Source organism: Nonomuraea sp. NPDC050691 (assembly GCF_040654455.1).
Classification (GTDB): domain Bacteria; phylum Actinomycetota; class Actinomycetes; order Streptosporangiales; family Streptosporangiaceae; genus Nonomuraea.
In genome coordinates this window covers 1-14,068 of record NZ_JBFAIA010000206.1, presented here as the reverse complement: position 1 = coordinate 14,068, position 14,068 = coordinate 1, and the positions used below count along the sequence as shown (strand labels likewise).

Genomic DNA, 14,068 nt, shown 5'->3' with positions numbered 1-14,068 from the left:
TTCTTCGGCGGGACGCACCGCCGCCCGACGTGGCGTGAGCGCGGCCAGGGCGAAGGGTTCCGGATCGTCGCGGTCAAGGCGGGCGACGTACGCCGTCTGTCCGGCAACGTCGGCGCGGTGAAGGTCCTCAAGGTCGGCTGGGTCCGGTTTCGCTGGTCGCGTACTGTCCCGGACGGCGTGAAGTCCTACCGCATCACCCGCGACCGGGCGGGACGCCGGCATGTGGCGTTCGCCGCGATCCCGGAACCGATTCCCGTACCCGGCACGGGCGAGGTGGTGGGCGTGGACCGGGGTGTGGCCGTGTCGGCCGCCCTGTCCACCGGGGAGATGCTGAACGCTCCTGGCCTGCGCGCCCCCGAGAAGGTGCGCCTGCTGCGGCTCCTGCGCAAGCCGGCGGGGGCCAAGCGGGGGTCGAACAGGCGCGGCAAGGTCAAGCAGGCCATCGCCAAGCTGAAGGCGCGGGAGAGCGACCGGCGCAAGGACTGGGTGGAGAAGACCTCCACCGATCTGGCACGCCGGTTCGACGTGATCGCTGTCGAAGACCTGAAGATCCGCGGCATGACCAGGTCGGCCAGAGGCACCATCGAAGCGCCCGGCCGCAACGTCCGCCAGAAAGCGGGCCTCAACCGGTCGATCATGGCCGCCGCATGGGGCCGGCTCGTCCAACGACTGGAGCACAAGGCGCCTGGGCGGGTCGCCAAGGTCAACCCCGCGTTCACCAGCCAGCGGTGTCCCGGGTGGCGGAGACAGACACGGGTGTCGGGAAGGCGATGGTCATGCGGGTGTTCGTGGCGGGCGGGGCCGGGGTGTTGGGGCGGCGGCTGGTGCCGCTGCTGGCGGCGCGTGGCCATCACGTGACGGCGACGACGACGAGCGCGGCCAGGCTGGGGCTGCTGGAGCAGCTGGGCGCCGAGGCGGTGGTGATGGACGGGCTGGGTGCGGTGTCGGCCGGCGAGGCGGTGGCCCAGGCCCGGCCGGAGGTGATCGTGCAAGGCCCGCCGGCCCACGGACCGACCGGGACGTGCCCGTCCTCAGATGCGTCTGCTCCCGGCGCCCGGCCGGATCTCGCGCGCTCGGCCTGGGTGGCCGGGAGCCGCTCGCGTGAACCGGCATTCCCGGACGCTTGACGCGAGAGGTTTACGAGCCTGCAACCCATCTGCAAGCGGGACAAATAGCGTTGATCACGCAACAGCCGAGCCGCGTGATCTCGCTTGACCGTGACAGGGGCGCGGGCAAGCCGTGGGGGATCCCGCGACTCACCGCCTCGCGCGCGCCCGCCCGTTGGGAGCCGGGCCCGCGCGCGCGAGGCCCCTTCACGCCCCCGAGCCTGTCACCGCGCCGGATCCGCCCTTCACGCCCCGAGCCTGTCACCGCGCCGGGCCCGCCCTTCACGCCCCGGGCCTGTCACCGCGCCGGGCCGCGCGGACTCTCTCCAAGGGCCCCTCCGCGGTCATCCTCTGCGAGAGCCGCCACGGACCAGGAACGGTTCGAGCAGTCCGGGCACGGCGCGTGCGGCCAGGTCGAGGCCGGTGTCGCCGCCCACGTCCACCACGTCGTAGCGGCCGTCGCCTGCGGCTGTCGTGGCCGAGACCGTCAGCAGCCCGGCGCGGCGCTGGACGTACGACTGGGTGATCGTCCATCCGACGATGCCGCCACGGTCCAGCGCGACGGTACGCCGGACCACCGCACCGGACCGGGCCAGCAGGTGGCGCCCGCCCAGCCCGTGCCCCAGCCCCCGGTACCCGGCCACGGCCAGCACGAGCGCGAGCGGCAGCACCAGGAGGAGCACCGCCGCCGCGGCCCCCCACACCCACGCCTCCAGCACGCCGTCCCGGATCCACGCCTGCACCTCGCCGGCCCGGGCCCACGCGCCGAGCCCGCCGGCCCGGTTCCATGCCTCCGCCCCGCCGTTCCGGATCCACCAGGCCGTCGCCGCGAACGCCGAGGCGGGGGCGGCGGCGGCGATCAGCGCCCGCCGCACGCGCCTGCGCCTCGCGGCCGCCGGGTGCGGAACGGACTCGGGGAGGCGTGCGCCCGCGATCCGTGCCGCGATGCGCGCGGCCTCGGCCCGGGGGAGGGGCGGGGTGAGCGCCGCCACGTCCTCGGTCTCGCCCTCCGGCGCCTTGCCCAGACCGGTGGCCACCGCCTTGACGCGCGCGCCGCCGCCCAGCCTGAGCAGCAGCGGCTCGCGGATCTCCACACCGCGCAGCCGCGACTCGTCCAGCGTGAGGGAACGGCTGGTCAGCAACCCGCGCCGCACCCGCCACCGGCCATCACGCGGCGCCGGACCGTCCTGCGATCGCGCCGGGGGTGCTCCGGGGCGGCCGGGCTCGCGTTCCAGGCGGTAACCGCCCCAGGACTCCACGAAGAGCAGGACGGCCCCCGTCACACCGGCCACCACGTTGCCCGCGACCACCAGCGGGACCGTCACCCAGGGCCGCTCCGTCAGCCAGCCCCACACGACGGCCGCCGTCTCGCCCGAGAACACCTCCACCCCGAGCGCGTCGAGCGGCTTGTAGAGCGCGCCGAGCACCAGCGCCGCGCCGGCGAACGACCACACGGTCAGCGGCGCGTACCGGATCCACGGCCACCGCAGCCGCGCCACCACCTCGACAGAGCGCGCCGCGCCCGCGGGCCCGTTCTCCCAGGAAGGCCCGCTGCCCCGAGAAGGCCCGCTCCCCCGAGAAGGCACATCTCCCGGCGAAGACCCCTCTGCCCGAGGGGCCTCGATCCCCCAAGAAGGCTCGTGCTCGTGAGGTGGCGCGCCCGCGAGGACGGGAGCGTCCGTGAAGAAGACGTCGGCAGGGGCGCCCGACAGGAGGACCCGGCGCAGGGCCTCGGCCTCGGTGACCGTCAGCGGGTCCAGGGTCAGCTCGGCGCTCTCGTCCCCATGGCCACCTGTGCCGATTTTCACGACGGTCAGCCCGAACGCCCGCCGTACCGGATCGGCGCGCAGGTCCACGCTGCGGACCCGGTCGCGCGGCACCGACCGGTGCTGCCGGGACACCACGCCGGAGCGCAGCTCCAGGCGCTCCGGCGTGAGCCGCCAGCGCGTCGAGCGCAACCGCGTCACGTCGTACGCCACGACGCCCGCCACGATGAGCGCCGCGGCCACGGCCGCGACGGCCGCGATCGTCCCCCACGCCCAGTCGCGGCCGTGCAGCACCCGCACCACGACCACGTCCACCGGCACCACGGCGCCCAGGGACAGCACCGCGGACACCGCCAGGCTCCGCCGGGGCAGCCGGCGCCAGCTCATGTCGCGTCCCCCGGCGTGGCCTGCGTGATCGCGGTCAACCTGGCAGCCAGCTCCGCGGCCAGCTCGTGGTCCAGTCCTTCGATCGTGATCGGCCCCGCGGCCGAAGCCGTGGTCACCGTCACGTCCGCCAGCCCGAACAGTCGCTGCACCGGCCCCCGCGCGGTGTCGACCGTCTGGACGCGCGACATCGGCGCCACCCGCCAGGTGTGGGTGAGCCAGCCCTTGCGCGTGTACACGGCGTCGTCCGTCACCTCCCAGCGCTCCACCCGGTACGACGCCCGCGGGCCCGCGACCGCCAGCCCCAGGCAGCAGCCCGCGAACCCTCCCACCAGCACACCCAGCCAGACCGGATGCCCGGTGAACAGCCAGTACGCCGCCACGGCCGCCCCCGCGACCGGGACGGCCAGCATGAGCGCCTGCGCCGTCCACCAGGAGACCGCACGCGGGTCGGCCTGGTGACGCGGCGGCCTCAGGGTGACGCCGCCCGCCCCGTCAGGGACGTGCGACCCGTGCGGAGGGGCCGGAGGTGTCCCGGGCCGGGGGATCGAGGGCGGTCCCGGCCGTGGAGCGGGTCGAGAGGCCGGGAGCTCGTGGTGACGTTCCATGCCACCGAGGATGGCCCGGCCCGTGACTCCGGCGCGTCCGCCGGAGGTCGCTCGGTGTATCGACTTTGGTCGCTGTCCGCCCGCCCCGCGAACCCCTAACCTCGGGATCTGTGAGCGACCACCACGAGTACCGCTGGGCACTGCCGTCCGTCCTGCTGGGCGACGGCTCCATCGGGCGGCCGGTGCGGCGCTCCACCCGCGACTGGATCATCGACATCGCGATGTTCCTGGCCGCGTGCGGCATCACGCTCCTGACGGCGCCCGAGCTGGAGGGCCTGTCGCGGCCCCTGATGGTGACCGAGCAGGTCGCCGGGGTGCTGTCCTGCGTGGCCGTGTGGCTGCGTCGCCGGTGGCCGGTGGGGTTCGCGCTGGCCACCACGGTGCTCTCGACCTTCCTCCTGATGGTGGGCGGGGCGGCGGTGGTGGGCCTGTTCACGGTGGCGGTGCACCGGCCGTTCAAGGTGGCGGGGCCGATGGCCGCGTTCGGCATGCTGACGCTGGGCCCGTACGTGATGCTGCATCCCGACCCGGAGCTGGGGCCGGTCGGCACGATGACGCTCAGCGTGGCGATCCTGCTGACCGTGTTCGCGTGGGGCGTGGTCATCCGGGCCCGGCGGCAGCTCGTCTGGTCGTTGCGGCAGCGCGCGGTCATCGCGGCCGAGGAGGCCAAGCGGCTCGAACGCGAGCGGATCGCCCGGGAGATGCACGACGTGCTGGCCCATCGCATCTCCATGCTGAGCCTGCACGCGGGGGCGCTGGAGTTCCGGCCCGACGCGCCGCCCGAGGAGGTCTCCAGGGCGGCGGGAGCCATCCGGAACAGCGCCCACCAGGCGCTCCAGGATCTGCGCGAGGTGATTGGGGTGCTGCGCCACCCGTCGTCCTCCGGCGACGAGAACGGCCCGGTGCCCGCCCCGCCCCAGCCCACGCTTGCCGACCTGCGCTCGCTCATCGAGGAGTGCCGGCAGGCGGGCATGAAGGTGTCCTTCGCGATGGACGGACTCGCGGTGACCGGGACGCGCCGACCGGAGCACCCGGACCACCCGGACCACCCGGACCGCGAGGGTTCGGGCGGGGTGGAGGGCGAGGTGGTGGTGTCCGACGGCCTCGGCCGTACCGTCTACCGCGTCGTTCAGGAGGCGCTCACCAACGCGCGTAAGCACGGGGGCGGCGCGCCGGTGTCCGTGACCGTCTCCGGACGTCCGGGCGACGGCGTGACGGTCGAGGTGCGCAACGCGGTGTGGGCCAGACAGAGCCCGCGCATCCCGGGTGCGGGGGCGGGGCTCATCGGGCTCACCGAACGGGTCGAGCTCGCGGGCGGCCGGCTGGCGTTCGGGCCGGCGGCGGGAGGCGACTTCCGCCTGCACGCCTGGCTGCCGTGGGCCCCATGATCCAACCCTGGGCAAGATCCGCCTCGAACGCCCCTATCGGAACCGGGCGGTCGGTGGTCCGGCCCTGGGCGAGGTGCGTCTCGGACTCCCGTTCTGGGACCGGGTGGTCGGTGTTCCGGCGCTGGGCGAGGTGCGTCTCGGACGCCCGTCCGGGAACGGGTGGCCGGCCGCTCGAAGGCTACGGGGCGCGGGCCCGCCGGTCGGGTGGGGCCGCGCCGGCGGTGGTGGCAGGGCTGAGGTGCGGTCGATCGCGTCAGCCCGGGCGCGGTGAGGGCTGGGGAGAGTGGCTACGGTGGACGACATGACGATCAAGGTGCTCCTCGTGGACGACGACCCGCTCGTCCGGGCCGGTCTGGCGATGATCCTCGGCGGCGCGGACGACATCGAGATCGTCGGCGAGGCGGGTGACGGGTCGCAGGTGCCGCCGCTGGTCGCCGAGCACCGGCCCGACGTCGTCCTCATGGACATCCGCATGCCGGACGTCGACGGGCTCACCGCCACCGAGGCGTTGCGCGCGGCCAAGGAACCGCCCGAGGTGGTGGTCCTGACCACGTTCCACGCCGACGCGCAGGTGCTCCGGGCGCTGCGGGCCGGCGCGGCGGGGTTTCTGCTGAAGGACATCGCCCCAGCCGAACTGGTCGGGGCCATCAGGAAGGTGGCCGCCGGCGAGCCGATCCTGTCGCCGATCGTGACCCGGCAGCTCATCAGCCACGTGTCGGGCGGCGGGGCCGGGAGCCGTGCCGGTCGCGCCCGCGCCCTGCTCGACCGGCTGAGCGAGCGCGAGCGGGAGGTGGCGGTGGCCGTCGGCCAGGGCCGGTCCAACGCCGAGATCGGCGCCGACCTCTACATGAGCGTCGCCACGGTCAAGGCGCACGTCTCGCGCATCCTCACCAAGCTGGGGCTGAACAACCGGGTCCAGATCGCCCTGCTCGTCCACGACGCCGCCTCCGCGACCTGAACCGTTGCCTCCCGTTCAACCGCTGCGTCGAGTTGAGCCGCCGCCTCGCTGAGGTGTCGTCCGGTGACACTGCACCCGCTCAGTCCTCGATCATGCGTTCCAGGGTAGTGCGGTGCAGGACGAGGTCGTCGGGGTCGTCCGGCATGGCCTGTTCGCCGAAGTGGATCCGCCGTCGCCACACCCTGGCCATGATCACGCCGTGCCGGAGCGCGGCGTACGTCAGGTGGAAATCCAGGTTCGCGGGCGGATGACCCGTGAGGTCCTGGTACGTCCGGCACACGTCGTCCCGGCGCATGAAGTCCGGCAGCCCCGGCAGGCCCATGGCCTCCGTGAGGTCCTGGAAGAACCGGTGCAGGAAGATCATCCAGGCCAGGTCCAGCTCGCGCGGTCCCACGGCGGCCATCTCCCAGTCCAGCACCGCGACCGGCCGGAAGTCCCGGTACATCACGTTCCCGATGCGGGCGTCGCCCCAGGTCAGGACGTCAGGTCCGGGATCGTCCGGCCAGTGCGCCTCCAGCCAGCCGAAGGCGCGCTCCAGCAGCGGGATCGGGCGGTCCCCGTGCGCCCACGCGTAGTAGGCGTGCTGCGCGTCCACGTGCGCCCGCAGCCCGCCGCCCCCGCCGTAGGACGGGTGCGCCCGCGGTCCGCCGTTCCCGTCGTGCGACGGCTGCGGGCCGGGTCGCGAGAGGACCGACAGCTCCTCCCTCGTGAACGGCGCGTCGTGCAGCGCGGCCAGGAGCCCCACGCTCGCGTCCTGGAGCTCCCGCCGTCGCTCGGGCGGCGCGTCGAGCAGCCAGCCCTCGAACGTGTACGGCATGACGTCCGGCGGCACGTCCCCGTCCTCGCGTTCCATGACGAAGAACGGCGTGCCCAGCGGCCCCGGGTCCGGCTCGAACCACAGCGCCCGCGGAGCCGGGACCCCCGCCCGCTCCCTGGCCAGCCGCATGACCTCGAACTGGGCCTCCAGGTCGTAACGGGGGAAGACGGGCACCGCCTCGGCCGCCGGGGCGAGGCGTGCCACGCAGCGCACCCGCCGTCCCGCCCAGGAGGCGGTGAAGAACAGCGTCTCGCTGGACATGCCGTTCGCCGAGGGCCGCGACAGCTCCGACACCTCCACCGGGCCGCCGGTGCGGCAGGCCAGCCAGGCCGCCACCCGGTCGTGGAGGGCGCGCAGGTCACGGGTCGACGTCCGCATCTCCTCGGCCACGGCGGTCTCCTCGGTCGGTTCGGGTCCCGCACCAGTGGTATACCCCTAGCAAGCGCTTGTCTACGTGGGGCGAGCGTTACGGTCAGGTACGGGGCAGCCGTACCCTTGTCTGAAAGGGCATGTCACGAAGGGACAGTGGGATGAGCTCAGCGGGTGAAGGCCTGTCTCGCCCGCTTCCCGAGCCGGTGCGGCTGAATGTCGTCGACCTGGCAGCCCAGGTCCTCGGCTCGCTCCCGGCTGTGTCCGTCCCACCTCCGTTGCGGGGCATCGCCAAGTTCGACCCGCGTAAGCGCGCCCGGCTCGGCAGCGCTCCCATCGCCGCGCAGCTGGAGAGCGACAAGGAGTTCCGCGAGCTGGTGGCCGAGTCGGTCGCGGCAGGCTGGCCCGAGCTGGTCGCCTCCCTGGTGGACGGCCACGTGCCTCCCGCCGCCGACCCCGTGCTCGTGGCCGCCGCGGCCTACCTCACCCGTCCGCCCGGCTGGGCCGACATGGTGGAGGCGGCCCGCGCCGACCTCGAACGCTCCGCCGTGGCGGCCGAGGGGTCCGAGCGCGAAGAGGTCGTGACGCGCCTGCGTGAGCAGCTCGCCGCCCAGAAGAGCGCCGCCAAGGAGGAGACCGACCGGCTGCGCGAGCAGCTCAAGGCCGCCCGTACGGAGAACTCCGACCTGCGCCGCCGCCTTCACGAGGCGCGCGAGCGGGCCAGGGCGGCGCAGCGGCACGCCGAGGAGATGACGCAGGCCGCCGAGGAGGCGCGCTCGGCGGCCTCGGTGGCGGGCAGCGCCGGCGAGGCCGAGCTGCGGCGGCTGCGCGAGCGGCTGGCCGACGCCGAGAAACAGCTCGAAGCCTCGCGCCGGGCCGCCCGCGAGGGCCGCAGCATCGAGGACGCCCGCGTCCGCGTCCTGCTCGACGCCCTCCAGGACGCCTCCGCCGGGCTGCGCCGCGAGCTGGCCCTGCCCACCATGATCAGCCGGCCCGCCGACTCGGTCGCGGCCGTCACCGGCGAACGTCCGAGCGTGCGCGGCGTGCCCGCCCGCGCGCTGGCCGACGACGATCCGCAGCTGCTCGACCAGCTCCTCGCGCTGCCCCAGGTGCACCTGATCATCGACGGCTACAACGTGACCAAGGCCGGCTACGGCACGCTCACGCTGGCCGACCAGCGCAACCGCCTCATGACCGGGCTCGGCGGGCTCGTCGCGCAGACCCGCGTCGAGGTGACGGTGGTGTTCGACGGGGCCGAGCTGAACGCGCCGGTCCAGGTGGTGGCCCCGCGCGGGGTGCGCGTGCTGTTCAGCGCGCCGGGGGAGATCGCCGACGACCTCATCCGCCAGCTCGTCCGCGCCGAGCCGCCCGGGCGGGCCATCGCCGTGGTGTCCTCCGACCGCGAGGTCGCCGAATCCGTCCGCAGAATGGGCGCCCGCCCCGTACCATCAGGACTGCTGCTGCGCAGGCTGGGCCGCGCGTAAGGCAGCCCGCGCCCGTCGGGCCGCGCTTAAAGCGACGGTAAACGGAATCTGGCGTTTAGGTGAGATCACCCTCGCAACTTCTGTACTATTTCGCCCCAGGTGTGTTCCCTGGGAGGCGACGCTGTGAGGTTGGGCCGAGTGCCGATGGTCGTGGGTCTCGCGGTCGGGTTGATGATCGCGCCGACAGGCGGAGCCCAGGCCGCGCCGAAGCCGACGATCAAGCAGGCGAAGGCCAAGCTCGCCAAGCTCAACGACAAGGCCGACAAGGTCGTCGACCGCTACAACGCGGCGACCGAGAAGCACAAGAAGGCCCAGGCCACCTACGACGAGCTCAACGCGAGCTACCAGCGCAAGCTCGCCACCGTGGCCGACCTGCGCCAGCAGGTCATCTCCATGGCCGTCAACGACTACAAGTACGGCGGCGACGCCGCCGCCGTGCCCGGCGTGATCACCTCTGACGACCCCACGGCCGTCCTCGGCAGCCTCACCCTGGCCGACCAGGTGTCCAAGGAACGCGCGGAGAAGCTCGCCGCCTTCGACCGGGAGAACCGCGGCCTCAAGACCGAGCGCGACAAGGCCGAGACGGCCCTGGCCGCCGCCGACGACGTGCGCGACGCGGTGAAGAAGGAACGCGCCGAGGTCCTCAAGCTCATCGCCCAGCAGAAGAAGCTGCTCGACCGGCTCGGCGCCTACCGGGCGGGCAACCCGAACAGCACCGGCATCAAGTACACCGGCCCGGCCTCGGGCAACGCGGGGGCCGTCCTGAGGTTCGCGTACGCGCAGGTCGGCAAGCCGTACGTGTTCGGCGGCACCGGCCCCGGCGGCTGGGACTGCTCGGGCCTCACCCAGGCCGCCTGGCGCGCGGCCGGCGTCTCCCTGCCGCGGACGACCTGGCAGCAGTGGGCGTGGGGCACCTCGCGCAAGGTCTCGCTGAACGAGCTCCAGCCAGGTGACCTCATCTTCAGCAATGGTCTGGGCCACGTCAGCATCTACGCGGGCAACGGCCAGATCGTTCACGCGCCGCAGACGGGCGACGTGGTCAAGGTCGTCACGCTCTCCTCGTACGGCGGCAGCATCGTGGGCGCCATCCGTCCCTGAGGACCGCCTCGTTCTCGATTCCGGGGGCTTCCGGCTGCGGCTGGGAGCCCCCTTTCGCTGCGCGTGGCGGGGCAGTTTAGCAAGCCTGCCGCTATTCCGTGCCGGTACGGGAGTAAAGAACCGAAACGATCTGTCGCCTTTCATGGTCACGTGGCCTGGCGAGTCGCCCGGTACAAACCTGACAAATGCGACGAAAGCGTCCTGACAGGCCAGTGGTTCGTCAAGTGTGAGCAGAGTCACATTTACGTAACGAATCATGGTGGCAAGCAGGGCTTCATCGTCTTACTGACACCTTATGGCGATCTTTACAGCTTGACGGTGGCTTTGCCGTTCCATGACTTGTCCGCGTAACTTCTGGCGTCGCGGCGAACAAGCCATGGCGTCGCGAGCCAACATCGGTCCTCCCGATGTGGACGAGATAGAGATCCAGCGGTCACCGCCGTAAACATCCGTACTTGTGTCGGCGGTGTCCTGCCGAGTCCGTGCAGCCAGGAGGCACGGAGCCGGGGACCCAGCGATCCCGAACCCGGGATCAGGGGTGAATCGGCGCGCGAGCGCGCCGTAGGGCGACTTCCAGGCCCGAATCCGTCAGCTAACCCGGTAGGCGTTCGTGGAAGATCCAAGGAGAAATCCTGTCTACCTCCTCGCACAACCCCCGTCTGTCCCGTATCGCCCTGAGTGGTGTCGCACTCACCATGACCGTGACGGCCGGAGGTCTGGTCCTCCATGCCCCGGCTGCCCAGGCACAAGGGACGACGAGCACAACGGCCGGCGTTTCCACGGTTTCGGCGGGCACGGCCGCCGCGTCCGTGAAGCAGGCCACCCGTAAGACGGCGAAGGCGTCGAAAGCCGCCCGGCAGCAGGCGAAGGCCCACACGGCCGTCGCCGTGGCGAAGGCCCAGATCGGTGACCCGTACCGCTACGGCGGCACCGGCCCTGGCGCCTTCGACTGCTCCGGCCTCGTCCAGTACGCCTGGAAGAAGGCCGGCGTGAGCATCCCCCGCGTGACGAACAGCCAGTACGCGCGCATCAAGAAGAAGGTCTCCTGGAAGAACCTCCAGCCAGGCGACCTGATGTTCTTCCGGGGACTCGGCCACGTGGGCATGTACATCGGCCACGGCAAGATGGTCCATTCGCCGCGCACAGGCCTGACGGTACGCATCGAGAAGCTCAGCGGATGGCGCAAGTCGTCGTTCGTGGGTGCGGTACGTCCGGGTCTGTAAGCACTCACGAAGACCCCGTCCCGGGTTGGGGACGGGGTCTTCGTGCGTTCACGCGCGCATCGCGGGACATGACCAGGGACCTGTCGGTGAAGAGCGGGGCGCGAACGGGGATCACGGGGCATCGTCGCGTCGCGTCGCGTCGCACCGCACCGCACCGCACCGCGTCGCATCGCGGAAGGGCGGAAGGGCGGAAGGGCGGAAGGGCGGAAGGGCGGGAGCCTGGGGCGGCGGAAGCGCGGAAGTGGGGAAGCGGGGGGCGGCGGGCGGACGGCCCGGTACGATCGGACAGCGTGTCCGCCCGGGTGAGCCGTCGTGCCGTGCTGGCGGGGGTTGCGCCCCTGCTCGCGCTCGCCGCCGCGTCCACTCCCCGCCCTACCGGCACCGAGCTCCAGGACGCCCAGTACGGCCCACCACGGCGCTCCGACACGAAGGTCACGACACCCGGCCACTCCGGCGCCGGCATGGAGGCCGAACCGTGGCCGGGGGAGACTCAGGCCGTGTCGGGCGCGCGGTCCCTCGTGCTGGGGCACCGGGCCGACGCGGCGCTTCTCCGGGACCTGGCTCACCGCGCCGACACCGCCGGCGCGCGTGTCTCCGCCGTTCTCCAGGCCCCCGTGCGGCCCCTCGTGCTCGTGCCCGCCTCCTCGGCCGAGGCCGCGCGGCTGGCCGGCGTCACGGGCGTCGAAGGGCTGGCCGCCATGGCCGACGGAGGGCGGGTCGTCGTCGTGCCCGAGGCGTTCGGCCGGCTCACCGCCGTCGGCCGGGACGTCGTGCTGGCCCACGAGCTCACCCACGTCGCCGCCGGCACCGGCGGGCTGCCACCCTGGCTGTACGAGGGGTTCGCCGACTACGTCGCCTACCGCGACGCCGGCCTGGCCGTGCCGGTGGCCGCCGCCGAGCTGGCCGCTGAGGTGCGGGCCGGGAGGACGCCTGGACATCTACCAGGGGCTGCCGACTTCGCGCCCGGCTCGTCCAGGCTGGCGGCGGTCTATCAGGAGGCGTGGCTCGCGTGCCGGTTCGTCGCCGAGTGGCGCGGAGAGCGGACGCTGGTGAGGCTCTACCGTGATGCAAGGACGCGGGGCGCCGACCGCGCGCTCGCCGCCGCCGGGCTCCCCGCCGCGAGGCTGACGGCGGGCTGGCGCGCGTACGTGCGTGAGAAGCTGGCGTAGGGGGACACGTGACGAAGGACGGGCAGGTGGGGGACACGTTCCCCCCGGCGGACGCGTCCGGCCCGGACGAGCCGCAGGCGAACGTGCCCGGCTCGTCCGTGGGCGGGGGATCGGTGCCCGGCGTCTCTGATGCCTCCGGGGGCAGCGGGGAATCGGTGAGGGGCGTCTCTGGTGCGTCCGGGGGTGGCGGATCGGTGCCTGGCGTGCCTGGTTCGCCCCGGGACGGGGAGCCGGGGCCCGACATGCCCGGGACGGGCACGGGAAGCGGTCAGGCCGCGGCCGGGTGGCGGCAGGCCGGGGTGGTGTGCGCCGTGCTCGGCCTCGCCACCGTGGCCGTCGTGATCGTCACCACGCCCTGGCGGGCGCTGCCCCCTTCCGCGCCGTACGTCGCCCCCGACCCCGCCCGCGACTTCACCCCCGCCCAGATCGCCCGCGCCGCCGCGTTCGACGCCGCCACCACCGCCCCCGGCTACCTGTCGCTGGGCCTGAGCCTGCTCTTCGCGGGACTGCTCGTCCTCACCCCGTTCGGCGCCCGGCTGCTCGGCCGCCTTCGCGGCCCCTGGTGGGTGCGTGTCGTCCTCGGCGTGCTGCTCCTCACCGCGCTGGTCGAGGCGGTGCGCTGGCCGCTCGGCATGTGGGCCGAGACGGTGCTGCGCGCGTACGGCCTGTCCACCCAGGACTGGGCGGCCTGGTCGGCCGACCGGATCAAGGGCATCGGGGTCAACGCCGCCGTGCTGTCGGTCGCGATGGTCGCCGTGGTCGGCCTGGCCCGGAAGGTGCGGCGGTGGTGGATCCCCGCCGCCGCCGGCGCGTTCGCGCTGACCGTGGCGCTGTCGTTCGTCTATCCCGTGGTGGTCGAGCCGCTGTTCAACGACTTCCGCCCCATGCCGCAGGGCCCGCTGCGCACGAGCCTGCTGGACATGGCCGCGCGTGACGGCGTGCCGGTCGAGGACGTGCTCGTCGCCGACGCCTCCCGCCGCACCACCGCGCTGAACGCGTACGTCTCCGGCTTCGGCGCCACCCGCCGGATCGTCGTCTACGACACGCTGCTGCGCGGGCCGAGCCCGCAGGTGGAGCTGGTGGTCGCGCACGAGCTCGGCCACGCGAAGAACGGCGACGTGCTGGACGGCACCCTCGTCGGCGCGCTGGGCGCCGCCGCCGGCACTGCGCTGCTGTTCCTGGCCTTCCAGTTGGTACGGCGGCGCACCGGAGTCGCCTCGGCGGCCGACCCGAGGGCCGTGGGCGTGCTGGTCGGACTCATGTCCCTGGCCACCGTGCTGTCCGGCCCGGCCCAGAACCTCGTCAGCCGCCACGTCGAGGCCCGCGCCGACGTCCACGCCCTCGATCTGACGAAAGACCCGGCCACCTTCGTGGCCATGCAAAAACGATTGGCAATCACCAATATTTCCGACTTGTCGCCTGATGCCGTGGAATATGCGCTTTATGCGTCTCATCCGTCGACGCCCGAGCGGATCGCCCTGGCCCGGGCCTGGGCGCGGCTGAACGGCGTCCCGGCGCCGTGACCGCCCGCGTCGTCATCGTCACCAACGATTTCCCGCCACGGCCGGGCGGCATCCAGTCCTTCGTCCACGGCCTGGCCGCGCGCACCCCCGGCGTGGCGGTCTACGCGCCCGCCTGGCCGGGCTGCGCCGAGTTCGACCGCCGCCAGCCGTACCCCGTCGTGCGCCATCCGACCTC

The 14,068-nt window shown here is 73.2% G+C and carries 12 protein-coding genes, 1 pseudogene and 1 riboswitch; of the genes and pseudogenes, 10 read left to right on the top strand and 3 right to left on the bottom strand.

Going from position 1 to position 14,068, the window contains the following annotated elements; all coding sequences use genetic code 11:
- Window positions 1-858 (top strand): transposase (locus AB0H81_RS39380; protein ID WP_358385782.1); only part of this gene is annotated, 858 nt, incomplete at its 5' end.
- Window positions 825-1,127: a hypothetical protein gene (locus tag AB0H81_RS39375; RefSeq protein WP_358385780.1), complete on the top strand. Its 303-nt coding sequence runs from the start codon at window positions 825-827 to the stop codon at window positions 1,125-1,127. The genes AB0H81_RS39380 and AB0H81_RS39375, both read left to right, overlap by 34 nt.
- 323 nt (window positions 1,128-1,450) lie before the next feature.
- Here AB0H81_RS39375 and AB0H81_RS39370 read toward each other — a convergent pair whose 3' ends face one another.
- Entirely contained in the window at window positions 1,451-3,259 is a 1,809-nt protein-coding gene (locus AB0H81_RS39370) for a PH domain-containing protein (protein WP_358385777.1), read from the bottom strand.
- Window positions 3,256-3,864 (bottom strand): PH domain-containing protein, encoded by a 609-nt coding sequence (locus AB0H81_RS39365; RefSeq protein ID WP_358385774.1) that lies wholly within the window; start codon window positions 3,862-3,864, stop codon window positions 3,256-3,258. The genes AB0H81_RS39370 and AB0H81_RS39365 overlap by 4 nt, the downstream gene beginning before the upstream one ends.
- Before the next feature lie 110 nt (window positions 3,865-3,974).
- On the opposite strand from AB0H81_RS39365, the gene AB0H81_RS39360 reads away from it, so the two are divergent.
- A complete protein-coding gene (locus AB0H81_RS39360; protein ID WP_358385771.1) occupies window positions 3,975-5,252 on the top strand; it encodes a histidine kinase in 1,278 nt (425 codons plus the stop codon).
- A 301-nt stretch (window positions 5,253-5,553) separates the two neighbouring features.
- A complete protein-coding gene (locus AB0H81_RS39355) occupies window positions 5,554-6,210 on the top strand; it encodes a response regulator transcription factor (protein WP_358385768.1) in 657 nt (218 codons plus the stop codon).
- A gap of 79 nt (window positions 6,211-6,289) precedes the next feature.
- On the opposite strand, the gene AB0H81_RS39350 is transcribed toward AB0H81_RS39355, so the two are convergent.
- Window positions 6,290-7,417, bottom strand: coding sequence for a phosphotransferase family protein (locus AB0H81_RS39350; protein WP_358385765.1), 1,128 nt, complete (start codon window positions 7,415-7,417; stop codon window positions 6,290-6,292).
- Window positions 7,418-7,557: 140 nt separating this feature from the next.
- Between AB0H81_RS39350 and AB0H81_RS39345 the strand changes: the two genes are divergently transcribed.
- From AB0H81_RS39345 to AB0H81_RS39320, 6 genes and pseudogenes are all read left to right on the top strand, one after another.
- Window positions 7,558-8,880: an NYN domain-containing protein gene (locus tag AB0H81_RS39345; protein WP_358385763.1), complete on the top strand. Its 1,323-nt coding sequence runs from the start codon at window positions 7,558-7,560 to the stop codon at window positions 8,878-8,880.
- A gap of 144 nt (window positions 8,881-9,024) precedes the next feature.
- Window positions 9,025-9,978, top strand: coding sequence for an NlpC/P60 family protein (locus AB0H81_RS39340; RefSeq protein WP_358385785.1), 954 nt, complete (start codon window positions 9,025-9,027; stop codon window positions 9,976-9,978).
- 462 nt (window positions 9,979-10,440) lie between these two features.
- Window positions 10,441-10,600, top strand: a riboswitch (cyclic di-AMP (ydaO/yuaA leader).
- 187 nt (window positions 10,601-10,787) lie between these two features.
- Window positions 10,788-11,201, top strand: a complete 414-nt coding sequence (locus AB0H81_RS39335; protein ID WP_358385760.1) for a C40 family peptidase — start codon at window positions 10,788-10,790, stop codon at window positions 11,199-11,201.
- Between the two features lie 290 nt (window positions 11,202-11,491).
- A complete protein-coding gene (locus AB0H81_RS39330) occupies window positions 11,492-12,370 on the top strand; it encodes a hypothetical protein (protein WP_358385757.1) in 879 nt (292 codons plus the stop codon).
- A gap of 203 nt (window positions 12,371-12,573) precedes the next feature.
- Complete coding sequence (locus AB0H81_RS39325; RefSeq protein ID WP_358385755.1) at window positions 12,574-13,893, top strand: M48 family metallopeptidase; 1,320 nt, start codon at window positions 12,574-12,576, stop codon at window positions 13,891-13,893.
- Window positions 13,890-14,068, top strand: a pseudogene (locus AB0H81_RS39320) (alpha-(1-2)-phosphatidylinositol mannosyltransferase); the annotation flags it as partial. The gene AB0H81_RS39325 and the pseudogene AB0H81_RS39320, both read left to right, overlap by 4 nt.